The sequence below is a fragment of the Burkholderia sp. Z1 genome (assembly GCF_014893795.1).
In the GTDB taxonomy this organism is placed as follows: Bacteria; Pseudomonadota; Gammaproteobacteria; order Burkholderiales; family Burkholderiaceae; genus Burkholderia; species Burkholderia theae.
The window spans coordinates 2068759-2095436 of sequence record NZ_JACFYL010000001.1; the positions used below are offsets into that span (position 1 = coordinate 2068759).

At 68.4% G+C, this 26678-nt stretch carries 22 protein-coding genes; 10 read left to right on the forward strand and 12 right to left on the reverse strand.

Features of this window, described 5'->3' with window-relative positions:
* Nucleotides 1-3: 3 nt before the first annotated feature.
* From H3H55_RS09565 to H3H55_RS09580, 4 genes are all read right to left on the reverse strand, one after another.
* Nucleotides 4-1284, reverse strand: a complete 1281-nt coding sequence (locus tag H3H55_RS09565; protein ID WP_129514654.1) for an MFS transporter — start codon at nucleotides 1282-1284, stop codon at nucleotides 4-6.
* 158 nt (nucleotides 1285-1442) lie between these two features.
* Complete coding sequence (locus H3H55_RS09570) at nucleotides 1443-2435, reverse strand: sugar kinase (RefSeq protein WP_193098441.1); 993 nt, start codon at nucleotides 2433-2435, stop codon at nucleotides 1443-1445.
* A 28-nt stretch (nucleotides 2436-2463) separates the two neighbouring features.
* Entirely contained in the window at nucleotides 2464-3228 is a 765-nt protein-coding gene (locus tag H3H55_RS09575) for a TIM barrel protein (protein ID WP_193098442.1), read from the reverse strand.
* A 161-nt stretch (nucleotides 3229-3389) separates the two neighbouring features.
* The gene (locus H3H55_RS09580) at nucleotides 3390-4283 is read right to left on the reverse strand and encodes a LysR family transcriptional regulator (RefSeq protein ID WP_129514657.1); all 894 of its coding nucleotides are present in this window, start codon (nucleotides 4281-4283) and stop codon (nucleotides 3390-3392) included.
* A 112-nt stretch (nucleotides 4284-4395) separates the two neighbouring features.
* Here H3H55_RS09580 and H3H55_RS09585 point away from each other — a divergent pair, with 112 nt between their 5' ends.
* The gene (locus H3H55_RS09585) at nucleotides 4396-5463 is read left to right on the forward strand and encodes a YeiH family protein (RefSeq protein ID WP_193098443.1); all 1068 of its coding nucleotides are present in this window, start codon (nucleotides 4396-4398) and stop codon (nucleotides 5461-5463) included.
* Nucleotides 5464-5560: 97 nt separating this feature from the next.
* Nucleotides 5561-7294, forward strand: coding sequence for a ClcB-like voltage-gated chloride channel protein (locus tag H3H55_RS09590; RefSeq protein ID WP_319022292.1), 1734 nt, complete (start codon nucleotides 5561-5563; stop codon nucleotides 7292-7294).
* 21 nt (nucleotides 7295-7315) lie between these two features.
* Here the strand turns inward: H3H55_RS09590 and H3H55_RS09595 are convergent, their stop codons facing one another.
* Nucleotides 7316-7936 (reverse strand): TetR/AcrR family transcriptional regulator, encoded by a 621-nt coding sequence (locus H3H55_RS09595; RefSeq protein ID WP_129514660.1) that lies wholly within the window; start codon nucleotides 7934-7936, stop codon nucleotides 7316-7318.
* A gap of 179 nt (nucleotides 7937-8115) precedes the next feature.
* Between H3H55_RS09595 and H3H55_RS09600 the strand changes: the two genes are divergently transcribed.
* The 4 genes from H3H55_RS09600 to H3H55_RS09615 all read left to right on the forward strand — a co-directional run bounded on the left by H3H55_RS09600 (nucleotide 8116) and on the right by H3H55_RS09615 (nucleotide 15097).
* Nucleotides 8116-9225 (forward strand): efflux RND transporter periplasmic adaptor subunit, encoded by a 1110-nt coding sequence (locus H3H55_RS09600; RefSeq protein WP_193098445.1) that lies wholly within the window; start codon nucleotides 8116-8118, stop codon nucleotides 9223-9225.
* Nucleotides 9222-12371, forward strand: coding sequence for an efflux RND transporter permease subunit (locus tag H3H55_RS09605; protein WP_193098446.1), 3150 nt, complete (start codon nucleotides 9222-9224; stop codon nucleotides 12369-12371). The genes H3H55_RS09600 and H3H55_RS09605 overlap by 4 nt, the downstream gene beginning before the upstream one ends.
* A 2-nt stretch (nucleotides 12372-12373) precedes the next feature.
* Entirely contained in the window at nucleotides 12374-13951 is a 1578-nt protein-coding gene (locus H3H55_RS09610; protein WP_193098447.1) for an efflux transporter outer membrane subunit, read from the forward strand.
* Nucleotides 13952-14068: 117 nt separating this feature from the next.
* Nucleotides 14069-15097 carry a MerR family transcriptional regulator gene (locus H3H55_RS09615; protein WP_129514664.1) on the forward strand — a complete coding sequence of 343 codons (1029 nt, stop codon included), beginning with the start codon at nucleotides 14069-14071 and terminating at the stop codon, nucleotides 15095-15097.
* Nucleotides 15098-15262: 165 nt separating this feature from the next.
* On the opposite strand, the gene H3H55_RS09620 is transcribed toward H3H55_RS09615, so the two are convergent.
* The 4 genes from H3H55_RS09620 to H3H55_RS09635 all read right to left on the reverse strand — a co-directional run bounded on the left by H3H55_RS09620 (nucleotide 15263) and on the right by H3H55_RS09635 (nucleotide 18214).
* Nucleotides 15263-15487, reverse strand: a complete 225-nt coding sequence (locus H3H55_RS09620) for a helix-turn-helix domain-containing protein (RefSeq protein WP_193098448.1) — start codon at nucleotides 15485-15487, stop codon at nucleotides 15263-15265.
* An 8-nt stretch (nucleotides 15488-15495) separates the two neighbouring features.
* Nucleotides 15496-16059, reverse strand: coding sequence for a DUF2975 domain-containing protein (locus tag H3H55_RS09625; RefSeq protein ID WP_193098449.1), 564 nt, complete (start codon nucleotides 16057-16059; stop codon nucleotides 15496-15498).
* A gap of 161 nt (nucleotides 16060-16220) precedes the next feature.
* Entirely contained in the window at nucleotides 16221-16748 is a 528-nt protein-coding gene (locus H3H55_RS09630) for a M949_RS01915 family surface polysaccharide biosynthesis protein (RefSeq protein WP_193098450.1), read from the reverse strand.
* Between the two features lie 83 nt (nucleotides 16749-16831).
* On the reverse strand, nucleotides 16832-18214 hold the full coding sequence (locus H3H55_RS09635) for a sigma-54 interaction domain-containing protein (protein WP_193098451.1): 1383 nt from the start codon (nucleotides 18212-18214) through the stop codon (nucleotides 16832-16834).
* A gap of 249 nt (nucleotides 18215-18463) precedes the next feature.
* Between H3H55_RS09635 and H3H55_RS09640 the strand changes: the two genes are divergently transcribed.
* The 4 genes from H3H55_RS09640 to H3H55_RS09655 all read left to right on the forward strand — a co-directional run bounded on the left by H3H55_RS09640 (nucleotide 18464) and on the right by H3H55_RS09655 (nucleotide 23644).
* Nucleotides 18464-19348, forward strand: coding sequence for an MBL fold metallo-hydrolase (locus H3H55_RS09640; RefSeq protein WP_193098452.1), 885 nt, complete (start codon nucleotides 18464-18466; stop codon nucleotides 19346-19348).
* Nucleotides 19349-19378: 30 nt separating this feature from the next.
* Nucleotides 19379-21049 (forward strand): bifunctional protein tyrosine phosphatase family protein/NAD(P)/FAD-dependent oxidoreductase, encoded by a 1671-nt coding sequence (locus tag H3H55_RS09645; RefSeq protein WP_129514670.1) that lies wholly within the window; start codon nucleotides 19379-19381, stop codon nucleotides 21047-21049.
* 18 nt (nucleotides 21050-21067) lie between these two features.
* Nucleotides 21068-21874 (forward strand): sulfite exporter TauE/SafE family protein, encoded by an 807-nt coding sequence (locus tag H3H55_RS09650; RefSeq protein WP_193098453.1) that lies wholly within the window; start codon nucleotides 21068-21070, stop codon nucleotides 21872-21874.
* 156 nt (nucleotides 21875-22030) lie between these two features.
* Nucleotides 22031-23644, forward strand: coding sequence for an RICIN domain-containing protein (locus H3H55_RS09655; protein WP_193098454.1), 1614 nt, complete (start codon nucleotides 22031-22033; stop codon nucleotides 23642-23644).
* Between the two features lie 97 nt (nucleotides 23645-23741).
* Here H3H55_RS09655 and H3H55_RS09660 read toward each other — a convergent pair whose 3' ends face one another.
* From H3H55_RS09660 to H3H55_RS09670, 3 genes are read right to left on the reverse strand one after another with little or no spacing between them, the layout of a single operon-like run.
* Nucleotides 23742-24563: an ABC transporter permease subunit gene (locus tag H3H55_RS09660; protein WP_193098455.1), complete on the reverse strand. Its 822-nt coding sequence runs from the start codon at nucleotides 24561-24563 to the stop codon at nucleotides 23742-23744.
* Complete coding sequence (locus H3H55_RS09665; protein ID WP_129512211.1) at nucleotides 24560-25486, reverse strand: ABC transporter permease subunit; 927 nt, start codon at nucleotides 25484-25486, stop codon at nucleotides 24560-24562. The genes H3H55_RS09660 and H3H55_RS09665 overlap by 4 nt, the downstream gene beginning before the upstream one ends.
* Complete coding sequence (locus tag H3H55_RS09670) at nucleotides 25483-26643, reverse strand: ABC transporter ATP-binding protein (protein WP_193098456.1); 1161 nt, start codon at nucleotides 26641-26643, stop codon at nucleotides 25483-25485. The genes H3H55_RS09665 and H3H55_RS09670 overlap by 4 nt, the downstream gene beginning before the upstream one ends.
* Nucleotides 26644-26678: the final 35 nt, after the last annotated feature.

Consider the following 26678-nt stretch of genomic DNA (forward strand, 5'->3'; position numbering starts at 1 on the left):
GTTTCATTTTCCTTGCAGCGGCGCCGCGAGCGGATGCGCATCGCGCGCCTGGGGTTTGACGGACAGCGTGAGGATCACCGCGGCGACGAGCGCGGCGCTCATGAACGCATACGACGCGACGGGCGACCCGGTCGCACCGTTCAGGTAACCGACGAAGTACGAGCCGACGAACGAGCCGAGCGCGCCCATGCTGTTGATCAGCGCCATCGCGCCGCCGGCGACGTTCTTCGGCAGCAACTCCGGCACGATCGCGAAGAACGGGCCGTACGGCGCATACATCGCGGCGCCCGCGACCACCAGCAGCGCATACGAGATCCAGAAATGCGACGAGCCGAGTGCGTACGACGCGGCGAACGCGGCCGCGCCGATCAGCAGGAACGGCCACACGAAGCCGCGCCGCGAACCGACCCGGTCGGACGCCCACGACGCGGCGATCATCGCGATCGTCGCCGCGAGATACGGCAGCGCGGACAGCCAGCCGGTCGCGACCATGCCGAGATCGGAGCCGTTCTTGACGATCGACGGCAGCCACAGCACGAAGCCGTACACGCCAATGCTCCAGCAGAAATACTGTGCACACAGCTTGATCACGGCCGGCGAGCGGAACGCCTCGCCATAGTTGCGCACGGGCTTGATCGCCGCCTGCTCGGCCGCCAGTGCGGCGTCGAGGTCGCGCTTTTCCTGCGCGTTGAGCCACGGCGAATCGGCCGGCTTGTCCTGCACGAGGAACCACCAGCACACGGCCCAGATGATGGCCGGCACGCCTTCGGCGATGAACATGTGGCGCCAGCCGAATTCGTGCACGAGATAACCCGACACGATCGACATCCACAGCACGGTGACCGGGTTGCCGAGGATCAGGAACGTGTTCGCGCGCGAGCGCTCGTTCTTCGTGAACCAGTTGCTGATGTAGATCAGCATCGCCGGCATCACGGCCGCCTCGACCACGCCGAGCAGGAAGCGGATCACCATCAGCGACGGGATGTTGCTGACCACGCCCGTGAGCGCCGCGCAGCCGCCCCACAGCACGAGGCTGACGAACACGAGCTTCTTCACGCTGCGGCGCTCCGCATAGATCGCACCGGGAATCTGGAAGAAGAAGTAGCCGAGGAAGAACAGCGCGCCGATCAGCGACGACAGGCCCTTGCTGATCCCGAGGTCCTGGTTGATGCCGGCCGCGGCCGCGAACCCGTAGTTCGCGCGGTCGAGGTAGGCGAGGCTGTACGTGATGAAGACGATCGGCATGATCGTCCACCAGCGTCGGGCTGCGAGATTGGTTGCCATCAGAATGTCTCCTATGTTGACCGGGCTGACACTTCAGCGCTTCGCGGCCGGAAGCGGTGCGTCAGCACCGTTCCAGTCGCCTGCTTTGCCGTCCGGCCCCACGCAAAGCGGTGCTCGATGCACGAAATGAATCCGCGGATTGTGCCGTGTCCGGCCTCTCATTGCGCGGTGACGGTTTCCTCTAAGCGATCGGCGCGATTGCTGACATTTTCGATTCGATCGAGTGCGTCGCGGGTCGGCAAGCCTTCCGAATCGCCGATCACCTGGATCGCGAGCGCGCCGATCCGGTTGCCGCGCGCGACGGCCTGCTCGACGCTCCGACCTTCCAGCAGCGCGCTGACCACGCCAACCGCGAAGCCGTCGCCGGCGCCGACCGTGTCGACGACACGCTCGACGCGCTCGCCCGCGACCGTGCCTTCACGGCCGTCGGCCGTCCGGAAGTACGCGCCTTCCGCGCCGAGCTTGATCACGACGCCGCGCGCACCCTGCGCGAGATAGAAGCCCGCGATGTCGGCCGGCGTGTCGTGCCCGGTGAGCTGCCGCCCTTCGGCGAGCCCCGGCAGCACCCAGTCGGCGAGCGTCGCGAGCGCATTCAGCGTCTTCGCCATCACGTCGGCGGACGGCCACAGCGTCGGGCGCAGGTTCGGGTCGAACGAGATCGTCTTGCCGGCCGCGCGCATCTCGCGCGCGAGATGGAACGCGAGCTCGCATGAGGTCGCGGAGATCGCCGGCGCGACACCCGTCAGGTGCAGGTGACGCGCGCCGAGCACGTAGTCGGCCACGTAGTCGTCGCACGACAGGTGGCTCGCGGCCGAGCCCTTGCGGAAATATTCGACGGTCGGATCGCTGCCGTCGTCGTTGCGCGACTTCAGCTGGAAACCGGTCGGGTAGCGCGGATCGACGGTCACGCACGACGCGTCGATGCCCTCGCGCGCCAGCGTGTCGAGCACGTAGCCGCCGAACGAATCGCGGCCGACGCGGCTCATCCAGCCGACCCGGAAGCCGAGCCGTGCCAGGCCGATCGCGACGTTCAGGTCGGCGCCCGCGATGCGCTTCGCGAATTGCGCCGCCTGCGCGAGATGGCCGGGCTCGGTCGCGACGAACATCGCCATCGCTTCGCCGTAGGTCACGACATCGAGTGCTGCTTTCATGACTGAACTCTCCAGTATCCTGCCGCCGTCACGCGGTTGCGAGCCACGCGACGCGCCGGCCTGCATCGCCGGCCAGGTCGGCCGCATCGAACGGAAACTCGATGCCGCGCGGCGCATGCTGCGGCAGCGCCGCGAGCACACCGGTCACGAGCGGGTCGTTCGGCGCCGGCGCGACCGCGAAGCGGCGCACGCCCTCGCCCTCGACTGCCTTGCAATGAATGTATTCCACATGTGGCGCGAGCATCTGCGCGCAATCAAGCGGCGCTTCGCCCGGCCACTGCCAGTTGCCGATGTCGAACGTCATCCCGAGCACATCGGGCATGCCCGCCGCCGCCAGCGCATCGAACAGCCCGCGGAACTGCGCAAGCGCGCCGCCGACCGGAAGCTGGCCGTTCTCGACCACCACGCGGGCCCGCGCGCCGCGTGACAGCGCGACGATTTCGGCCGCCTGCGCGTCGCCGGCGAAGCCGCCGAGCTGGAATTTCACGAAGCGTGCGCCGAGCGCGTCGGCTTCCGCGAGCGTGTCGCGCAATGCGTCCGCATCGAGCGCGCCCGTTTCCGTGTACAGCATGGCCGGCGTCGAATAGACCGACCACAGCCCGTGGCCGGCAAGCTGCGCGCCGAGCGCGGCCAGCGCGACGGGTGCCGCATCGTCGTCCGACGCGAACAGTTCGCGCCGCACCTCGAAACCGGTCGCACCGGCTGCCGCCGCGGTCGCGACGAATGCGCGGTGGCCCTCCTGGCGCACGCGGTCCATCCCGAATGCGCTCGCCACGATCACGATGTCTGCCATGTCTGCCCTTTTTCACCGGCATGGAACCGGTTCCATTTACTTGAGACGGATGGTGCGCTTCGTGTCAGACCCACGCCATAGAGGAAATCCCTAAGACCGGGTGCCGCATGAACGCACGCCCGAAGGCGCGCATCACGCGTTCCCGGGCCGGCTTCGGCTGCTCAGGCGAGGTCTTGCGAGAGGCTCATTTCGAGGAATTGCGCGGCGACCCGCGACGGCGCGCCGCCATGCGGCACGAGGATGGAGAAATGACGCGTGAGCGGCGCAGGCGCGAGCGAACGCAGCACGAGCGCCGCATCCTGGTGACGCAGCGACATCGCGGACACGAAACCGACGCCCATCCCGGCACGCACGGCCTCCTTCACCGCTTCGACACCCGCGATCTCGAACGCGACGCGCATCGGCGCGCCGCCGTGCGCGAACGCACGCTCGACCAGCTGCCGCACGCCGGAACCCTCCTCGCGCAGCACGAGCGGATGCGCGGCGAGCGCGTCGAGCGTCACGCCCGCGTCGTAGCCGGGCGCCGCGAGCGGATGGCCGGCCGGCACGATCGCGACGATCTCGTCCTCGTGCCACGCATGCACGGCCGTGCCGGGCGGCAGCGCCTCGCCGGGCGGTCCTTCGATCATCGCGATGTCGAGCGACGGCAGCGCCGCGACCACGTCGGCCGTATTGCCGCTCATCGTATGGATCGCCACGCGCGGCGCGCGCGGCTGGAACTTGGCGATCAGGTACGGCAGCAGGTAGCTCGCGGGCGTCGTGCTCGCGCCGACCCGCAGCGTGCCGGCTTCGAGGCCGCGCACCGCATCGCGAAACGCGCGGGCCTGCGCGAACGTGTCGCGCTGCGCCTTCGCGTATTGCGCCAGCTGTTCGCCGACCGGCGTCAGGCGGATGCCACGTCCGTCGCGCTGGTACAGCGGCTCCCCGAACTCGTCCTGCAGCAGCCGCAACTGGCCCGACACGGCCGGCTGCGACAGATGCAGCGCCACGGCGGCGTGGCTGATGTTCAAGTGTTCGGCGACGGCGGCGAACGTTATCAGTTGATCCGGGGTCATGGGGATAAATTATCGGCTTTCCGGATAGTTTACGTCACAAATCACAATTTTTCATATCGATATAACAAAATTAGGATTACAGCATCGCAACATGCTCCATCACGGTGCTTCCATGTCCACTGCCCCGACACCTCATCTCAGCCACGCCGCGCCGTCGATGCGCGGCCAATTGAACGGCGTGTTGTTCGTTGCGCTGTTCGCCGCCGCCGTCACGAGCCTGTCCGAGCTTCCCGCGATCGCGGGCCTCGGCCTGTCGCCGCTGATCGTCGGCATCGTCGCCGGCGCGCTGTACGGCAATGCGCTGCGCGACGGCATGCCGGCCAGCTGGGCAGCCGGCGTCAACTTCTCCGCGCGCAAGCTGCTGCGCATCGCGGTCGCGTTCTTCGGGTTGCGCGTGAGCCTGCAGGAAATCGCGCAGGTCGGGCTGCCGGGCCTGACGGTCTCGGTACTGGTCGTCGTCAGCACGCTCGTGATCGGCACCTGGGCCGGCATGAAGCTGATGAAACTCGACCGCGACGCGGCGCTGCTGACCGCCGCCGGCAGCGCGATCTGCGGCGCGGCCGCCGTGCTCGCGTTCGAGTCGACACTGCAGTCGAAGCCGCACCAGAGCGCGATGGCCGTGGGCAGCGTCGTGCTGTTCGGCACGCTGTCGATGTTCCTGTACCCGATCGCGTACCACGCCGGGCTGCTGAACCTCGATCCGGCCGGCCTCGGCCTGTTCTTCGGCGGCACGATCCATGAGGTCGCGCAGGTGGTCGGCGCGGCGAGCGACATCAGCCCGCAGGTCGCGCACATCGCGACGATCGTCAAGATGACGCGCGTGATGCTGCTGGTCCCCGTGCTGCTGGTGCTCGGCTGGTGGCTCGCCCGTTCGGCGCGTGCGACGGCCGGCGGCGCGCAAGGCAAGCGCAAGGTGGCCGTGCCCTGGTTCGCGCTCGGCTTCCTCGGCTTCGTGATCGTCAACTCGCTGAACGTGCTGCCGGGTCAGGTCACCCACACGCTGAACGTGCTCGACACCTTCGCGCTGACGATGGCGATGACCGCGCTCGGCATCGAAACGCGCGTGTCGCAGATCCGCGCGGCCGGCCCCCGCGCGCTGATGACCGGCCTGATCCTGTACGTGTGGCTGATCGCCGGCGGCTACGGGATCACCAGGGCGGTACAACATTGGCTTGGCTGAGCCCCGCAACACTTCGCGCGCCGCGCCCGACGGGATGGTCCCGCGGGCGCGGCGCAGTGCTATGCTTCGCGTCGTTTTCCATCGCCCTCTTTCAGCCGTGCTCTCGTTCCTGCTGAAGCTGCGCACTCGCGCCCAAACGCTGTTCCGCCTGTCGGACGCCCATACGATGCTGATCTGGTCGGCCATCGTCGGCGTCGGCGGCGCCTTTGCCACCATGGCGTTCCGCGAAGGCATCGACCTGATGCAGCACCTGATCTCCGGGCGCAGCGGCAGCTTCGTCCAGATGGCGAAGAGCCTGCCGTGGTACGTGCGGTTCTGGATGCCGGCCGCGGGCGGCTTCCTCGCCGGCTGCGTGCTGCTGCTCGCGACGCGCGGCGACAAGACATCCGGCAAGACCGACTACATGGAATCCGTCGCGCTCGGCAACGGCATCGTGCCCGTGCGGCAGAGCCTGTGGCGCAGCGTGTCGTCGCTGCTGACGATCGGCAGCGGCGGCTCGATCGGCCGCGAAGGCCCGATGGTGCAGCTCGCGGCACTCGCCGCGTCGCTGGTCGGCCGCTTCGTGCACTTCGATCCGCCGCGCCTGCGCCTGCTGGTCGCCTGCGGGGCCGCCGCCGGCATCACGTCCGCCTACAACGCGCCGATCGCCGGCGCGTTCTTCGTGTCGGAAATCGTGCTCGGCACGATCGCGATGGAAAGCTTCGGGCCGATGGTCGTCGCGTCGGTCGTCGCGAACATCGTGATGCGCGAATTCGCCGGCTACCGGCCGCCGTACGAGATGCCGGTGTTCCCGGCCGTCACGGGCCCCGAGGTGCTGCTGTTCGTCGTGCTCGGCGCGCTGTGCGGCGTGCTCGCGCCGCAGTTCCTGCACCTGCTCGACGCATCGAAGAACCAGTTCAAGCGGCTGCCCATGCCGCTGCCCGTGCGGCTCGCGCTCGGCGGCCTCGTGGTCGGCGTGATCTCGGTGTGGACACCGGACGTGTGGGGCAACGGCTACAGCGTCGTGAACAACATCCTGCATTCGCCGTGGACCTGGCAGGCGCTGGTCGCGGTGCTCGTGTTCAAGGTGATCGCGACTTCCGCGACGGTCGGCTCGGGCGCGATCGGCGGCGTCTTCACGCCGACGCTGTTCGTCGGCGCGGTGTTCGGTTCGCTGTTCGGGCTCGCGATGGAAGCGCTGTGGCCCGGCCATACGTCCGCGTATTTCGCGTACGCGATCGTCGGGATGGGTGCGTTCATGGCGGGCGCCACGCAGGCGCCGCTGATGGCGATCCTGATGATCTTCGAGATGACGCTGAGCTACCAGGTCGTGCTGCCGCTGCTGGTGTCGTGCGTGTTCGCGTATTTCGTCGCCCGCGCGACGGGCACGACGTCGATGTACGAGATCACGCTGCACCACTACCAGGACGCGCAGGAACGGCTGCGGCTGCGCACCACGCAGATGCGCGAACTGATCCAGCCCGCGCAGACGGTCGTGCCGCTCACGGCGAGCGTTGCCGACATGACGCGCGTGTTTCTCGAATATCCGGTGAAGTACCTGTACGTGACCGACGACGCCGGGCGCTTCCGCGGCGCGGTCGCGCTGAAGGACATCACGTCGGACCTGCTCGACAAGCGCGACACGACCGACAAGACGGCCGCGCACTACGCGCATACGCCGTTTCCGCTTCTCACGCCCGACATGCCGCTGGCCACCGCGCTCGAACGCTTCATGGCGTTCCAGGGCGAACGGCTGCCGGTGATCGAAAGCGAGGCCGAGCCGACGCTTGCGGGTGTGGTCTACAAGACGTCGCTGCTCGACGCGTACCGCCGGATGACCGGCGAGCGCTGACCCGCGAGCCCGCATTCCCCTTCAGTCCGGCGCGCGCCCCAGCACGACCCGCGCGAAGAACCCCGCGAGCACCGCTTCGGCCGTGTCGGCCGACACGTGCTGCGGATCAGCCGTGTAGTACGACTGCACGCCGTCGCACAGGCACATCAGCCCGAACGCGAGCGTATCCGCCGGCAGCAACAGCGGCGTGCCCGCACGCTCGGCAAAACGCTGGATGAATTCGGCCATCTGCATGCGCTTGCCGTGCAGGAACTGGTTGAAGCGCACGCGGAACTTCGCGTCGCGCGCCGCCTGCAGCTTCGCCTCGCCCCACAGCAGCGAGTATTCGTCGTCGCGAAACAGCGTCCGGTAGTACGCAAGCGCCATCGATTCCATCTGCTCGCGCGGCCCGCCTCCTTCGAAGATCGCCTCGAAATCGGCCCGCACCGACGCGTGGTCGTGCTCGAGCAGCTCCAGCAGCAGGTCCGACTTGCTGCGGAAATTCGAGTAGAACGCGCCGCGCGTATAGCCGGCCGCGGCCGCGATGTCCTCGACGCTCGCGGCCACATAGCCTTTCTTCAGAAAAATACGGTGCGCGGCTTTCAGCAGACGTTCACGCGTCTGGTCCCTGCTCTGCTCGCGAGTTAAGCGCTGTGGTTTCATGGCGCGCAGTCTAGCACCAATTCCCTTTCGGATTCATCTTTGCATTCGGATACAGGTGTGTATTAGAATCCGCCACAGTTTCCGAAAGATGTTGTCCGCGCGCCCGTGCCGGCGCCGCTTGGGGCAAGCGCCCGCCGCGCTTGCCGGCTTCGTTCCGCTCCACCTCACCTGGGGGTTTCGTGAATCGCTCCGGTTCCCGCGCCGCGCTGCTGATCGGCGCCGCGCTTGTCCTTGCCGCCTGTCATCCGAAAGAATCCGCGCCGCCCGCGCCACGCCCCGTCGTCGCGCTGCCCGCGCACGCCGACGACGCGGCGGCCGCGCGCACGCTCCCCGGCGAGATCCAGCCGCGCTACGCGACGCCGCTGTCGTTCCGCATCGCCGGCAAGATCGTCGAGCGCAAGGTGCGCCTCGGCGATACGGTCAAGGTCGGCCAGGTCGTCGCGCTGCTCGATCCGTCCGACGTCGAGAAAAACGCCGCGAGCGCGCAGGCGCAGCTGGATGCCGCGACGCACAGCCTCGCGTTCGCGAAGCAGCAGCTCGACCGCGATCGCGCGCAGGCACGCGAAAACCTGATCGCGACCGCGCAGCTCGAGCAGACCGAGAACAGCTACACGTCGGCGCTCGCGCAACGCGACCAGGCGCAGCAGCAGCTCGCGCTCGCGAAGAACCAGCTCCGCTACGCGACGCTCGTCGCCGATCATGCGGGCTATATCACCGCCGAACAGGCCGACACCGGCCAGAACGTGTCGGCCGGCCAGGCCGTCTACCAGCTCGCGTGGTCCGGCGACGTCGACGTCGTCAGCGACGTGCCCGAGGCCGCGCTCGCGTCGCTCGCGCCCGGCCACGCGGCGACCGTCACGCTGCCGTCGCTGCCGGGCCGCCAGTTCACCGCGAAGGTGCGCGAAATCGCGCCGGCCGCCGATCCGCAAAGCCGCACCTATCGCGTGAAGCTCACGCTCGCCGCGCCCGATCCGGCGATCCGCCTCGGGATGACCGCCAGCGTCGCGTTCGACGGCGCGCCGGCCGCCGGCGACGCGCAACCGATCACGCTGCCCGCGACCGCGCTGTTCCACGACGGCGCGCAACCGGCCGTGTGGGTCGTGCGCACGAAGGACGACACGCTCGAATTGCGCCGCGTCGACGTCGCGCGCTTCAACGAACGCACGGTGACCGTGTCGCACGGGCTGCAGCCGGGCGAACGCGTCGTGCTGCAGGGCGTGCATACGGTCAGCGCCGGCGAGAAGGTGCGCCCGATCGCGCCGCTGCATCCGGAGGACTTCGCATCGTGAGCACCCCCCACGAAGAAGGCCGGTTCAACCTGTCGGCGTGGGCGCTGCGCCACCAGGCGCTCGTCGTCTACCTGATCGCGCTCGCGACGCTCGCGGGCATCCTCGCGTACACGCGGCTCGCCCAATCGGAAGACCCGCCGTTCACGTTCCGCGTGATGGTGATCCGCACGTTCTGGCCCGGCGCGACCGCGCGGCAGGTGCAGGAACAGGTGACCGACCGGATCGGCCGCAAGCTGCAGGAAACGCCGGCCATCGATTTCCTGCGCAGCTACTCGCGCCCCGGCGAATCGCTGATCTTCTTCACGATGAAGGATTCGGCACCCGTGAAGGACGTGCCCGATACCTGGTACCAGATCCGCAAGAAGGTCGGCGACGTCGGCTACACGCTGCCGCCCGGCGTGCAGGGCCCGTTCTTCAACGACGAATTCGGCGACGTCTACACCAACATCTGGACGCTCGAGGGCGACGGCTTCTCGCCCGCGCAGCTCCACGACTACGCGGACCAGTTGCGCACCGTGCTGCTGCGCGTGCCGGGCGTCGGCAAGGTCGACTATTTCGGCGACCCCGACCAGCGGATCTTCATCGAGGTCAACAACGCGCAGCTCACGCGCCTCGGCATCTCGCCGCAGCAACTCGGGCAGGCGATCAACGCGCAGAACGACATCTCGTCGGCCGGCGTGCTGACGACCGACGACGATCGCGTGTTCGTGCGCCCGAGCGGCCAGTTCGACAACGTCAACGCGATCGCCGATACGCTGATCCGCATCAACGGCCGCACGTTCCGGCTCGGCGATCTCGCGACGGTCAGGCGCGGCTACGACGATCCGGTCATCACGCAGATGCGGGCGGCCGGTAAGGCCGTGCTCGGCATCGGCGTGACGATGCAGCCGGGCGGCGACGTGATCCGGCTCGGCAAGGCGCTCGACGCCGAATCGAAGAACCTGCAGGCGCAACTGCCGGCCGGTCTCAAGCTGACCCTGGTGTCGAGCATGCCGCACGCGGTCGCGCATTCGGTCGACGACTTCCTCGAAGCCGTCGCCGAAGCCGTCGCGATCGTGCTGGTCGTGAGCCTCGTGTCGCTCGGCTTGCGCACCGGGATGGTCGTCGTGATCTCGATTCCCGTCGTGCTCGCGGTGACGGCCCTCTTCATGTACCTGTTCGACATCGGGCTGCACAAGGTGTCGCTCGGCACGCTCGTGCTCGCGCTCGGGCTGCTCGTCGACGACGCGATCATCGCGGTCGAGATGATGGCCGTGAAGCTCGAACAGGGCTACAGCCGCGCGCGCGCCGCCGCGTTCGCGTACACCAGCACCGCGTTCCCGATGCTGACGGGCACGCTCGTCACCGTGTCGGGCTTCCTGCCGATCGCGCTCGCGAAATCGAGCACCGGCGAATACACGCGCTCGATCTTCGAGGTGTCGGCGATCGCGCTGATCGCGTCGTGGTTCGCGGCCGTCGTGCTGATTCCGCTGCTTGGCTATCACCTGCTGCCCGAGCGTAAGCGGCACGCGCACGAGGCGCATCTGCCCGACGACCACGAACACGACATCTACGACACGCGTTTCTACCGGCGGCTGCGCGGCTGGATCGACTGGTGCATCGAGCGGCGCTTCGTCGTGCTGCTGATCACGGGCGCGCTGTTCGTCGTGGCGCTGATGGGCTTTTCGCTGGTGCCGCAGCAGTTCTTCCCGAGTTCCGACCGGCCCGAGCTGCTGGTCGACCTGCGGCTGCCCGAGGGCGCGTCGTTCGCGGCGACACTGCGCGAGACCGAACGCCTCGAGAAGGTGATCGACAAGCGCCCCGAGATCGATCATTCGGTGAACTTCGTCGGCAGCGGCGCGCCGCGCTTCTACCTGCCGCTCGACCAGCAGCTTCAGTTGCCGAACTTCGCGCAGTTCGTGATCACCGCGAAATCGGTCGAGGATCGCGAAAAGCTCGCGACCTGGCTCGAAACCACGCTGCGCGACCAGTTCCCGGCCGTACGCTGGCGCCTGTCGCGACTCGAGAACGGCCCGCCGGTCGGTTATCCGGTGCAGTTCCGCGTGAGCGGCGACAGCATCGCGACGGTCCGCTCGATCGCCGAGAAGGTCGCGGCGACGATGCGCGGCGATGCGCGTGCCGTGAACGTTCAGTTCGACTGGGATGAACCCGCCGAGCGCTCGGTGCGCTTCGAGATCGACCAGAAGAAGGCACGCGAGCTGAACGTCACGTCGCAGGACGTGTCGAGCTTCCTCGCGATGACGCTGTCCGGCACGACCGTCACGCAGTACCGCGAGCGCGACAAGCTGATCGCGGTCGACCTGCGCGCGCCGCGGGCCGATCGCGTCGACCCCGCGAAGCTCGCGGGCCTCGCGCTGCCGACCCCGAACGGCCCGGTGCCGCTCGGCTCGCTCGGCCGCTTCAAGCCGACGCTCGAATACGGCGTCGTGTGGGAGCGCGATCGCCAGCCGACCATCACCGTGCAGTCGGACGTGCGCGCCGGCGCGCAGGGCATCGACGTCACGCATGCGATCGACGCGAAGCTGAACGCGCTGCGCGCGCAGTTGCCGGTCGGCTATCAGATCAACATCGGCGGCTCGGTCGAGGAAAGCGCGAAGGCGCAGACGTCGATCAATGCGCAGATGCCGCTGATGGCGATTGCCGTGTTCACGCTGCTGATGATCCAGCTGCAAAGCTTCTCGCGCGTGCTGATGGTCGTGCTGACCGCGCCGCTCGGACTGATCGGTGTGGTCGCCACGCTGCTGCTGTTCGGCCAGCCGTTCGGCTTCGTCGCGATGCTCGGCGTGATCGCGATGTTCGGGATCATCATGCGCAACTCGGTGATCCTCGTCGACCAGATCGAGCAGGACATCGCGGTCGGCCACGGCCGAGTCGACGCGATCATCGGCGCGACCGTGCGGCGTTTTCGCCCGATCACGCTGACGGCCGCGGCCGCCGTGCTCGCGCTGATCCCGCTGCTGCGCTCGAACTTCTTCGGGCCGATGGCAACCGCGCTGATGGGCGGCATCACGAGCGCAACCGTGCTGACGCTGTTCTACCTGCCCGCGCTGTACGCGACGTGGTTCCGCGTGAAGCGCGACGAACGCGACCCGCAGGACGGTCCGCCGCCGGGCGGCAGCACGCCGGCCGCGCCGTCGGGAGCCTGACCATGGACGTATCGATGAACCTGAAAACGAAAGCCGTGCGGGCGCTCGCGGCCGCGAGCCTCGCCGGCCCGCTCGCCGGCTGCGCGTGGTTCGCGCCGAGCGGCGAGCCGCCCGCGATGCCGTCGCCCGCGCATTACGGCACGGCGCCGCAAATCCAGCAGACCGTGTCCGCGCAAGGCGTCGCGCAGCAGTTCGAGGTCGGCGCGCAGCCCGTGCCCGACTGGTGGAAGCAGTACCGCTCCGATTCGCTGAACGCGCTGGTCGACGAAGGGCTGCGCAACAGCCCGACGCTCGGTGCGGCGTCGCATTCGCTGGATGCCGCGCGCGAACAGCTGCGCGGGCAGATCGGCAGCTCGATGCTGCCGTCGATCGACGCGGTCGGCCAGGCCACGCGCCAGCGTGCGCTCGGCGTGCCGATTCCCGCGCTCGGCGCGCCGACGCTGCTGTACGACACGTTCGTCGGGCAACTGCAGGCGAGCTACACGATCGATCTGTTCGGCGTCTCCCGCTTCGCGAACCGCGCGCTCGCGAAACGCGTCGACGTCAGCGCGTTCCAGCTCGAATCCGCGCGGCGCGCGCTGGCCGCGAACATCGTCACCGCGTCGATCACGGTGTCGGTGCTCAACGCGCAGATCAACACGACCGAGCGGCTCGTCGCGCTTTCGAACGACCAGGCGCACGACGCCGAACGCCGCTACGCGCTCGGCTCGGCGTCGCGCAGCGACGCACTGACCGCGCGGCAAAGCGCCGACACGTTCGCGGCAAGCCTGCCCGCGCTGCGCCAGCAGCGCGACTCGGCACGCCATGCGCTCGCGGTGCTGGTCGGCCGCACGCCCGACCGGCCGCCGGCCGATCTCACGCTTGCCGATCTGCACCTGCCCGAACAGGTGCCCGTCGTGGTGCCGTCGGACCTGCTGCAAACCCGCCCGGACATCCAGGCGGCCGACGCGGGGCTGAAGGCGGCCGCGGCCGAAGTGGGCGTCGCGACCGCGCAGATGTTCCCGCAGCTGTCGCTGTCGGCGGCGATGGGCCAAGGCGGCTTCAGCTGGCCGACGATGCTGTCGGGCGCCGGCGCGATCTGGAACGTCGGCGCGTCGCTGAGCCAGCCGATCTTTCACGGCGGCGCGCTGTTCGCGCAGCGCCGCGCGGCCAAGGCCACCTACGAAGCAGCGGTCGACCAGTACAAGCAGGCCGTGCTCGGCGCGTTCCAGAACGTCGCCGATTCGCTCGCGGCGCTCGAACACGATGCCGAAGCGCTCGACGCGTCGTCCCGCGCCGCGCTGTCCGCGCGCGGCGCGTACGACGACGCGGCCGCCCGCGTGCGGCTCGGCGCGCTGCCACCGTCGGCCGCGCGCGCCAGCGAACTGCAGTACCGCAACGCGCGGCTCGACGAGATCCGCGCGACCGGCGCGCGGTTCGCGGATACCGCGCGGCTCTATCAGGCGATGGGCACGCCGCCGGCCGGCAAGGCCGACAAGACCGATAAAGCCGGCAAAACCGCCGACCAGGCGGCCGGCGACAGCGCAACCGGCAACGAAGCGCGCGCCGTCACGCCCGACACCCCGCCTTCGCCGCAATAAGCAGGCCTTTCGATCGGGCGCGCGCGGTCCCCGGCGCGCCCGATTTCCGATCTTCCGCTTGACCCTCACGTAGCGTAACGTTCGAGACTCCAGTGTGCGTACCGAACGGAGGAACGAATGCGACTGAAAGTGGGAGAACTGGCGAAACGCAGCGGGCTGACCGTCCGCACGCTTCATCACTATCACGCGATCGGTCTGCTGACGCCTTCGGCACGTGCCGACAACGGCTACCGGCTGTACGACCGCCACGACATCGCCCGGCTCCACCAGATCCAGGCGCTGCGTCGCTTCGGACTGTCGCTCACCGAAATCGGCGACTACCTGAACCAGCCCGACGCCCCGCTCGTCGATCTCGTCGCGAAGCAGATCGCGTCGCTCGACCGCCAGCTCGCGCAGACCGCGCAGCTGCGCGAGCGGCTCGTGCACCTGCACGCGCAGCTCGCCGCGGGCACCGAGCCGGAACTGGCCGATTGGCTCACCACACTGGAGTTGATGACCGTGTACGACAAATATTTCTCCGAGGCAGAACTCGCCAGCATGCCGATGTACCGCAAGAGCCAGACGGGCGACGCGGAATGGATCGCGCTCGTCGACGACGTGCGCGCGCTGCACGACGCGGGCGTGCCGCCCGAGGACGAGCGCGCCCGTGCGCTCGCCGGCCGCTGGATGGCGATGCTCGTGCGCGACACGAACAACGACCCGCGGCTGCTGGCGAAGCTGAACCTGATGCACGAGCACGAACCCGCGATGCAGTCGAAGATCGGCATTTCGACCGCGCTGCGCGACTACGTGCTGCGCGCGGCTTCCGAAACGAAGATGCGGATCTTCGAGAAGTATCTTGCCCCGGACGAGATCCGCTTCATGCGGGCGCACTACGGCGAACGCGCGATGGACTGGCCGCAACTGATGGGCGACGTGCGCGACGCGATCGAGTCGGGCGCGCAGCCCGATTCGCCGGAAGGCCGTGCGCTCGCGCGTCGCTGGCTCGACCTGTTCTGCAGCTACGCGGGCAACGATCCGGCCACGCACGCGAAATTCCGCCACGCGATGATGAACGAGCCGCAGCTGACGAAGGACACGTGGGTCGACGAGACGCTGCTCGGTTTCATGCGCGAGGCGATGGCGCAGCTTGCGCCTGCGCGCTGATCGGGAATGGCGTGGCGGGCGGCATGCGGGTTACCGATCCGGCCGCCCGCGTCACCCCTTGCAGCCGGTATCGCGAACCGCATCCCGTGCCGGCATCGGCAATGCAACAAGGCCGGCGTCTACATACGCGTTCCGGCAGTCGATGCGGCGCGCCGTGACGATGCGTCACTCCGGCTCGCTGACGCCGTCATCGCTGAACGCGAGCAGGTCGCCAGGCTGGCAGTCGAGATAACGGCAGATCGCCTCGAGCGTCGCGAAGCGGATGCCCTTGACCTTCCCTTGCTTGAGCAGCGACAGGTTCTGTTCGGTGATGCCGACAGCCGCCGCGAGATCCTTCGAGCGGACCTTGCGGGTCGCGAGCATCACGTCGAGCTTGACTACGATCGACATGGCGCGCCTCAGACGAACTGCCGATGTTCGGCGTCGAGCTCGCTCGCCTGCCGGAGAATGTGCGCGACGACCGCGATGCAGGCCGCGGTAAACAGCGCGACGACGTACGGCATGCTGAAGCCGATGCTGACCACGCGATGGCCGACCGGCTCGCGCATCGTCGCCCACACGCTCAGCAGCGGTTCGCACAGCAGGCTCAGCAGCACCCACAGGCCGATCGCGCGGCCCGTCTTGCCGAGATGGCCGGCCGCCTGCGCGGAGAAATAGTCGCGGCGCGCGTAAGTCCGGAACAGCGCGCGCAGATGGCGCAGCCCGTTCGCGAGCGCGACGAGCGGCACGCTCGACAGCACGATGCCGACCGCCTTTTGCCACCACGGGAATGCGGCGACGTCCAAGCGCAGGTTCGACATCACCGAGTCCGTCAGGCCGAATACGAAACCGGGCCCGGAGTCGGCCGCGCTCAGCGACGGAAACGCCCAGCAAGCGGCGTTGAGCGCCAGCATGGCGACGATGAACCACAGCGTGACGGCGGCCATCCGCTGGCTGATACGGGCGATGCGATCGGAATGCATGCGAGGTCCTCGACGGAGATTGAACACGCGCCGATTGTACGACGATTAATTATCGTAAAACAATAATTAATCGTCGTTCTGTCATGATTTTTTATCGTGCAACGGACTCTCGCTGCTTCGACGAACCGGCTTCGCACGCGCCGCGGCGGCCACGCAGCCGCCTACTCGTAGTTGCGCACGCTGATCCCGCGCCAATGCTTCGTCATGTAGTGCAGAAACGCGGGATGGGCCTTCAGGTCCGCATTCGGCACCGGGGGCGCGCCGCCGTCCGTGAACTTGCCCTTGACCGTCACGGTTTCCTCGCCGCGCATCACGTACTTCGTGCCGCCGTCGACCAGGAAGTACTTGACCTGATCGGCGCTGATGTCGCCGCGGCAGCCGATCTTGTACGCGAACAGGAACTGCTTGCGGCCGTTGCCGAGCAGGTCGCGCATTTCGATCGACGCGGGCACGACGTCGAGGATCACGTCGACCGGGCATTCCTTCACGTAATCGCGCACCGTCCAGTCGGGCCGGCCGTCGAGCGTCGCGGAGACCTTGAGCGCGACGTCGTCGCCGGACTCGGTTCTGACGAGCGTCACCGCATGCGCGCCGGCCGCATCGGTCCATGTGTATTCGGCGGCCGGTGCCGGGTTGGCCAGCGCAGCGGCTGCGACGAACAGGCAAGGCGAAAGGAAATATTGCTTCATGGGCGATGGGGGGGGCTGGATCGAACGCGCCATTATCGGCAAAGCCGCCTGCCGCTGCCAGCGGCGCCTGGCGCCCATGCTGCTTACCGGTCGCGCGACCCGAGCCCGAGTGCCTTCATTCGCCGGTACAACGTCCGCTCGCTCATCCCGACCTGCTCGGCAAGCGCCTTGCGCGTGCCGTCGAACGTGCGCGCGATGCGCACGAGTTCCGCGTCCGACACGCCGCGCACATCCGCCGCGCGGTCCTGCGGCACCGCCGAGGCGGCGACCAGTTCCGCCGGCAGATGCTCGACCCGGATCGTCCCGTCGTCCGCGAACAGGCACGCGCGTTCGAGCACGTTGCGCAATTCGCGGATGTTGCCGGGCCACGCATACGCATCGAGACACGCGCGCGCACGCTCGGTCAGCACAAACGGCCGGGCGCTCGCGTCGCCCGCGCCGGTGCGCGCGTTCGCGATCCGCCGCAGGATCGATTCGGCCAGCAGCGCGACGTCGCCGCGCCGATCGCGCAGCGCCGGCAACGGAATCGGAAACGCGTTGATCCGGTAATAGAGATCCTGCCGGAACCGGCCGTCGTCGATCATCTCGCGCAGCGGCTTGTGCGTGGCCGCAACGAGCCGGAAATCCGCGCGCAGCGCCTCGACGCCGCCGACGCGTCGGAACGTGCCCGATTCGATCAGCCGCAGCAGCTTCACCTGCATCGGCAGCGGCACGTCGCCGATCTCGTCGAGAAACAGCGTGCCGCCCTGCGCGGTTTCGACGAGGCCCGGCTTGCGCTGGTTCGCGCCCGTGAACGCGCCCTTCTCGTAACCGAACAGTTCGCTCTCGAACAGCGTCTCGGCGATCCCCGAGCAATCGACGACGACGAACGGCCCCATCGCGCGATCGCTTGCCTCGTGCAGCGCGCGCGCGAACAGTTCCTTGCCGGTGCCCGATTCGCCGAGCAGCAGCACCGGCAGCGTCGACGGCGCGACGCGCTGCAGTGCGCCGAGCGCCGCGTTGAATGCGTCGGCGCCGCCGACCAGCCCCTCCGCGCTCGGCTGCGCGGACGCGCTGCGTACCGTCGTCAGCCGCTCGACATACGCGATCACGGTGCCGGACGCATCGAAGATCGGCCGCAGCTCGACGTCGACATGCTCGGGGCCGCGCGGCGTGTGGTGGATGTGCAGCACGCGGTTCAGCCCGCGCGATTCGAGCGCCTGCTTCATCGGGCAATGCTCGCCGGCCTGGTCGCACGGCACGTCGTAGTGATGCGAGACCTGGAAGCAGTGCCGGCCCACGTGCTCGACGCCCGCCACGCCGAACTGGCGCCGGTACGCATCGTTCGCCGCGAGGATGCGATAGTCGGGATCGACGACGATCATCGGCTGCGGGTCCTGCTCGAGATACGCGACGAGCGCGCGCACGTCGGGCATGGCGTCCTGGCGCGGCGCGGGAACGATCGGGATGGTGTCGTGCGGATTCATGCGGACGCTCGGTGAGGATGCTGCCGGACGAACTGCCAGGCAGACTGCCAATTCTGCCACGACACTGCCAGATATGGCAGTCCACATCCAGAAGTCGATGCCACCGACGCCTGCGCATTGCCGGCGCCGTACCAAAAACCCGAGCCGAATCAAGTCTCTGGCACATCGACCGGGGTTGCGGTGCCGGCTGGCACGTTTCTTGAGATAAAGATCCCGATTGCAGATGCAGAACCCGATCGAGGACACCCCGTGAGCCATGCCCCCACGCTGTCGGTCGAAGGCTTTTTCGACCCGGCGACCCACACCGTCAGCTATCTCCTGCTCGATACGGCGAGCCGCGCCTGTGCGCTGATCGACAGCGTGCTCGACTACGACCCGAAATCCGGCCGCACGCGCACCGACAGTGCCGACCGGCTGATCGCGCGCGTTGCCGAACTCGGCGCGACCGTGCACTGGCTGCTGGAAACGCACGTGCATGCCGACCACCTGTCGGCCGCGCCATACCTGAAGGCACGAGTCGGCGGCCGGATCGCGATCGGTTCGCACGTGCGCCGCGTGCAGCACGTGTTCGGCACGCTGTTCAACGCGGGCCCCGGCTTTGCGGACGACGGCCGCCAGTTCGACCGGCTCGTCGACGACGGCGACACGCTCGAACTCGGCGCGCTGACGATCCACGCGCTGCACACGCCGGGCCACACGCCCGCATGCATGACCTACTGCGTCGACGACGCGACGCAGCGCGCGGCGTTCGTCGGCGACACGCTGTTCATGCCCGACTACGGCACGGCCCGCTGCGACTTCCCGGGCGGCGACGCGCGCACGCTGTACCGCTCGATCGCGCGCGTGCTTGGCCTGCCGCCCGACACCCGCCTGTATCTGTGCCACGACTACCAGCCGGGCGGCCGCGACGTGCAGTTCGTGACGACCGTCGCCGAGCAGCGCCGCGCGAACGTGCATGTGAAGGACGGCGTGACCGAAGACGATTTCGTCGCGATGCGCACCGCGCGCGATGCAACGCTCGCGATGCCCGTGCTGATGCTGCCGTCCGTGCAGGTCAACATGCGCGCCGGCCACCTGCCCGAGCCCGAAAACAATGGCGTGCGCTACCTGAAGATCCCGCTCGACGCGATCTAAGCGCCGCCGCCCCCAACCGAGACCCCCGACATGACCACCATTCGCAAGCTGACCGACGCGCTGTCGGTCTCGCCGCAGATCGCAGCGGCCGACCTGCCCGCGCTCCACGCGGCGGGCATCCGGGCGATCGTCTGCAACCGGCCCGACGGTGAGGGCCCCGACCAGCCGACCGTCGCCGAGATCCGCGCGGCCGCCGCGCCGCTCGGTATCGACGTGCATTACCTGCCGGTCGATACGGGCAAGGTCACCGACGACCAGGCCGCGCAGTTCGGCGCACTCGTCGCGTCGCTGGAAGGCCCGGTGCTCGCGTATTGCCGCAGCGGCACGCGCTCGGCCACGCTGTGGGCGCTGTCGCAAGCCGGCCTGCGCCCGCTGAACGACATCGTCGCGACGGCCAATACAGCCGGCTACGACTTGCGCGCGGTCGCGTCTCGCGTCGCTCAAGGCGGCACGCAAGCCGCGCCGGCCGTCGACGCGCGGCACGACATCGTGATCGTCGGCGCGGGTGCGGCCGGTATCGCGGTTGCATCGAGCCTGCTCGCGCGCGACGCGTCGCTCGACATCGCCGTGATCGACCCGGCCGACGTTCACTACTACCAGCCGGGCTGGACGATGGTCGGCGCGGGCGTGTTCCGGCCCGAGACGACCGCGCGCCAAATCACCGACTTGCTGCCGCGCGGCGTGCACCGGATCCAGGCCGCCGTCGCGGGCTTCGAGCCCGACGCGCATACGGTCGTGCTCGACGGCTGCCGCCGCATCGGTTATCGCAAGCTCGTCGTGTGCCCGGGGCTCAAGCTCGACTGGGAAGCGATCGAAGGCCTCGCCGACACGCTCGGCCGCAACGGCGTCACGTCGAACTACCGCTACGATCTCGCGCCGTACACGTGGGAACTCGTCCGCGCGTTCCGCGGCGGCAATGCGCTCTTCACGCAGCCGCCGATGCCGATCAAGTGCGCGGGCGCGCCGCAGAAGGCGATGTACCTGTCGTGCGACCACTGGCGCCGCGCGGGCCACCTCGACGCCGCGAACGTCGAATTCCTGAATGCGGGTGGTGCGCTGTTCGGCGTCGCCGACTACGTGCCCGCGCTGATGGAGTACGTGAAAAGCTATGACATCGCGCTGTCGTTCGGCCACAACCTCGTCTCGATCGACGGGCCCGCGCGCCGTGCGACGTTCGCACGCGCACTGCCGGACGGCGGCAAGGAAACCGTCGTGCGTTCGTTCGACATGATCCACGTCGTGCCGCCGCAGAAAGCGCCCGACTTCGTGCGCGCGAGCCCGCTCGCCGACGCGGCCGGCTGGATCGACGTCGATCCGGCAACGCTGCGGCACAAGCAGTTTCCGGACATCTACGCGCTCGGCGACGTCACCAACACGACCAATGCGAAAACCGCCGCGGCCGCCCGCAAGCAGGCGCCCGTCGTCGCGCACAACCTGCTCGCGTCGCTCGGCCGCGCGCACGGCGACGCCGCGTACGACGGCTACGGTTCGTGCCCGCTCACCGTCGAGCGCGGCAAGATCGTGCTCGCCGAATTCCTGTACGGCGGCAAGGTCGCGCCGACCTTCCCCGCGTGGCTGATCGACGGCAAGCGCCCGTCGCGGCTCGCATGGCTGCTCAAGGAACGCGTGCTGCCGCCGCTCTACTGGAAGGCGATGCTCAAGGGCCGCGAATGGCTCGCGAAGCCCGCGATCGCACGTTGACCGGAGCCCGATGACGTCATGCTGATTTCCCTCGTACTGGGCGGCTTCGTCGGCGCCGTGCTCGGCCTGACCGGCGCCGGCGGCGGCATTCTCGCGGTGCCCGCGCTCGTGGTCGGCATGAGCTGGCCGATGCAGCAGGCCACGCCCGTCGCGCTCGTCGCGGTGGCGGGCAGCGCCGCGCTCGGCGCGCTCGAAGGTTTCCGCCGCGGGCTCGTGCGCTATCGCGCGGCGCTGCTGATGGCCGTGGCCGGCGTGCCGCTGACCACGCTCGGCGTGCGGCTCGCGCACGTGCTGCCGCAACGGATGCTGCTCGCGCTGTTCGCGCTGACGATGCTGATCGTCGCCGGCCGCCTGCTGCGGCAGGCGCTGCGGCACGCGCCCGCCGATGCCGACGCGTCGCCGCTGTGCGTCGGCCGCGTGAATCCCGATACGGGCCGTCTCGTATGGTCCTGGCCGGTCGGCGTCGCGCTTGCGTCGACCGGCGCGATGACGGGCCTGATGACCGGGCTGCTCGGTGTCGGCGGCGGTTTCGTGATCGTGCCGATGCTGCGCAAGTTCACGAACGTGTCGATGCACGGCGTCGTCGCGACCTCGCTGATGGTGATCGCGCTGGTCGGCACCGGCGGCGTGTTCGCGACGCTCGTGTCGGGCACGCACGCGCCGCTCGACGTGACGCTGTGGTTCACCGTCGCGACCGCGCTCGGCATGGCTGCCGGCCGCGGCGCATCGCGGCACCTCGCCGCGCGGCACGTGCAAGCCGGCTTTGCGGCCGTGCTCGTGTGTGTCGCGCTCGGGTTGCTGGGCAAGGCCGCATTCGGCGCGTAATCCGGCGCACGAACCGGGCGCGGGGATCGAACCCGCGTCCGGCCCGCGGCCCCCCTCATCTGTCGCGAATTTGTCAGGACCGCATGCTAGACTCGCCGCCGCGCGCCCGTTTATCCGGTGCGTGTCGATAACGAATAATTATTCAGGAGTCCGGCCATGCTCGTTCCGTCCGCCAAGCGCGCGGCAGTCGCCGCGCTGATGCTCGCCCCGCTCACCACGTTCGCCGCACCGGCCTACACGGCCGCGTTGACGCTCGCCAGTCTGTCGCCGTCCGTCGGCACGACCGACAAGGCGACGCTGAAACTCACCAACGCCGGCACCGAGCCTGCCGCTGCCGGCCTGTTCATCGGCATGCCGGCCGGCTTCATTGCCACCGGGTTCACGAGCGCGTGCGGCGGCGCGCTGGCCAGCGACGGTACGACACAGGTCGCGCTGTCGGGCGCGACGGTGCCGGCCGGCGGCACCTGCACGTTCAGCTTCACGCTTGACGTACCGCCCGTCGCGTCGCTGCCGCCTGCAGGCGCGCGCAGCTTCACCGTCACAGGCAACCCGGCACCCGGTCTCGCGACGCTGTCCGCCAGCACCGCGCCGACGCTGTCCGGCTTCCTCGGCTCGACGCCGGGGCTCTACAGCAACACGTGGTTCCCGTCGACCGTGCGCAGCGTCGGCACGCTCGATCTGTTCATCACGCCACGGACCGACCCCGGCCCGAACTCGAACGTGTTCTGGTCGAACCAGGTCAATTCGCTGAACGGCTACACGGGCCTCCAGTCGACCGAACTGGTATCGGCCAGCGAAGGCACCGGCCGGCAATTCCTGTTCAGCCTGTGGGGCGCGACGGCCGCCAAACCCGGCACGCCGGCCAGCGCCGGCATCGGCGCGGGCAGCTACTGCACGGTCAGCGGCTCGGCGACCGACGGCAGCGCGGGCGCGCAGTGCCGCTACCGCTACGACTGGCAGGCCGGCCACACGTACCGGTTCCGCATCACGCCGGACACGGCCCAGGGCCCGGGCTGGTTCAAGAGCAACGTCACCGACGTGACGCCCGGCTCGACCGGCGACAGCTTCGACATCGGCAGCATCTACGTCGGCACGACGCAGACGCAGGTGCCGGTTTCGTCGATCAGCCAGTGGGTGGAATATTTCGACTGGAACTCGAGCCGCACGAGTTGCACGTCGATCGCGCACACCGATGCGCAGTTCGACATTCGCGCATATGACGCGATCGGCAACGCAGTGGCCGTGCCGGCACCGTCGGTCACCGTCAACAAGACCTGTCCGGCCAGCGATGCGAATGCGTCCGTATCGAACGGCGTCGCGACGCTGATCGGCGGCCCGCAGCAATCGGCGGCCGGCCTCGTGAAAGCGAACGGCATGTGCCTGACCGCGTCGGGCGGCCTTGCCGACGGCCATCCCGCAGCGCTCGGCGCCTGCGCGACGCTCGCGTCGGTGCGCGTGTCGGGCGGCACGCACTTCAATCCGCAACTGTGGGTCGTCGCGAGCGACGGCACGCTGCAGACCAAGTACAGCTACTGCCTCACCGCGCAGGCATCCGGCGCGGGCAACGGCGCGCTGCTGCGCACCTGTACCGCCGGTGCGGCCGATCAGCAATGGCGCGTGAAAACCGGCACCGCACCGGGTTCGACTCAGATCGTGTCGCAATCGACGGGCCGCTGCCTGGCGCCTGCCGCGGGCGGCACGCTGAGCCTCCAGCCGTGCACGGCCGCCACGGCAGTCTGGACGACACCCGGCAAGAGCTTCGCGTACTGACCGGCACTGCAGCGCACGCAGCGCGCCCAAGCAAAACGCCCGGCCCGACTCATCGTCGGCACCGGGCGTTTTTTCATTGCCGCAAGCAACGCAACCGTCAGGCCGCGGCCCCTGCCATCCGCTTGCGCTCCTGACGCAGCATCACGAAGTTCGCGATCACGACGCCGGCCGTCACCGCGACGATGAACAGCGTCGCAAGCGCGTTCATCTCCGGGTTGAGCCCGAGGCGCACACGCGAGAACACGACGAGCGGCAGCGTCGTCGAGCCGGGGCCCGACAGGAACGCCGACAGCACGAGGTCGTCGATCGACAGCGTGAACGACAGCAGCCAGCCCGCGATCAGCGCCTGCGAGATCAGCGGCAGCGTGATCGTGAAGAACACCTTCAGCGGCGTCGCGCCGAGATCGAGCGCGGCTTCCTCCAGCGACGGGTTCAGCTCGCGCACGCGCGACTGCACGATGATCGCGACGTACGAGATGCACAGCATCACGTGACCGAGCCAGATCGTGAAAACCCCGCGCTCGGCCGGCCAGCCGATCCACTTCGCCAGTTCGATGAACAGCAGCAGCAGCGAGATCCCCTGGATCACCTCGGGAATCACGAGCGGCGCGTTGATCATCCCGCTGAACAGCGCGAAACCGCGAAAGCGGCCCATCCGCGCGAGCACGAAACCGGCCCACGTGCCGATGAACACCGACGCGAACGCGGTCAGCACGCCGATCTTCAACGACAGCCACGCGGCGGTCAGCAGCTCGTCGTCCTGCACGAGCGCCGAGTACCACTTGAACGAGAAGCCGGACCACACGGTGACGAGCTTCGACTCGTTGAACGAATAGACGATCAGGCTGATGATCGGGATGTACAGGAACGCGAAGCCGGCAAACAGCGCCGCGAACTGCAGGTAACGATTCGGCTTCATCGACGGCCCCCCTGCTCCTTCGCCTGGAAATGCTGGAACATCGCCATCGGCACGAGCAGCAGCAGCACCATCGCGCAGGTCACGGCCGACGCCATCGGCCAGTCTGCGTTGTTGAAGAACTCATTCCACATCACGCGGCCGATCATCAGCGTGTTCGCGCCGCCGAGCAGCTCGGGAATCACGTACTCGCCCACCGCCGGAATGAACACCAGCAGGCAGCCCGCGATGATCCCGTTCTTCGACAGCGGCAGCGTGATCTGCACGAACGCCTTCCACGGCTTGGCGCCGAGGTCGTACGCGGCCTCGAGCAGGCGCAGGTCCATCTTCACGAGGTGCGCGTAGAGCGGCATCACGAGGAACGGCAGGTACGAATACACCATCCCGATGTACACCGCGTAGTTCGTGCGGTACAGCTCGATCGGCGTATGGGTCAGCCCGATCCCCATCAGGAAGTTGTTCAGCAGGCCGTTGTTCTTCAGGATGCCGATCCACGCATACACGCGGATCAGGAACGACGTCCAGAACGGCAGCATCACGCCCATCATCAGCAGGTTGCGGGTCGCCGGGTTCGAGCGCGCGATGTAGTACGCCATCGGATAGCCGAGCAGCAGGCACAGCAGCGTCGTGACCGCGGCCACCCACACCGAATTCACGTAGGTCGCGAAATACAGGCTGTCCGTGAACAGGAACGCGTAGTGCGACAGGTTCAGCGCGACGTGCACGACACCGTCCGCGTACGACGCGAGCTCCGTGTACGGCGGGATGCCGAGCTGCAGCTCCGCGAAGCTGATCTTGACGACCAGCACGAACGGCACGAGGAAGAACAGCACGAGCCACGTGAACGGCCCGGCGACGACCGCCGTGGCGCCGGTCAGGTTGAAGCGCCGCACCGGCCACTCGAGCAGGGACTTGAACGTGGTCATGACGTCAGCACCACACCCGCGGTCGCGCTCCAGCGCACGTAGATCTCGTCGCCGAGCGCCGGCGTGTCGAGCTCCGAAATCGCGAGGCTCGACACGTTCGCGATCACCGTCTTGCCCGCGTCGAGCTTCACGTGATACAGCGAATAACCGCCCATGTACGCGACGTTGCTGATCCTGCCGCGCGCCCAGTTGAACGCGCCTTCGGGCGGCTTGCGCGTGAGCGCGATCCGCTCGGGGCGCACCGACACCGTGACCGGCATCCCGAGCGGGCCCGAGATGCCGTGGCTCACGTACAGCCGGCTCGGCAGTTCCGGCGATTCGATGTACACGTGGTCGGGTTCATCCTCGACGGTCACGCCGTCGAACAGGTTCGTCGAGCCGATGAATTCGGCCGAGAAGCGGCTGTTCGGATATTCGTACACTTCGTTCGGCGAGCCGATCTGCACGATCTGCCCTTCGCTCATCACCGCGAGGCGATTCGCCATCGTCATCGCTTCTTCCTGGTCGTGCGTGACCATCATGCAGGTGACGCCGACCTTGTTCAGGATGTTGACGAGCTCGATCTGCGTGCGCTGGCGGATCTGCTTGTCGAGCGCGGACATCGGCTCGTCGAGCAGCAGCAGCTTCGGGCGCTTGACCAGCGAGCGGGCCAGCGCGACGCGCTGCTGCTGGCCGCCCGACAGCTGATGCGGCTTGCGCTTCGCGTACTTGATCATCTGCACGAGTTCGAGCGCCGCGGCGACGCGCTCCCTCAACTCGGCCTTCGGCACGCCTTCCTGCTTCAGGCCGAATGCGACGTTCGACTCGACCGACATGTGCGGGAACAGCGCATACGACTGGAACATCATGTTCACGGGCCGCTTGTACGGCGGCATCTGCGCGAGGTCCTCGCCGTCGATCAGGATCTTGCCCGACGTGACCGTCTCGAGGCCCGCGAGCATCCGCAGCAACGTCGACTTGCCGCAGCCCGAGCTGCCGAGCAGCGCGAACAGCTCGCCCTGGCGCACGGTCAGATTGACGCTGCGCACGGCTTCGGTGTCGCCGAATTTCTTGACGACGTCGACGATCTGGACAAAGTTCTCGGCGCGCGCATCGGCGCCGGAGGAGGAAACGGAGAACGGCGCGCCCGCGACCGGCGCACCCGACTGGCTATTCATGATGTGCTGCTTCTCTCCTGCGTTTGACGAACAAA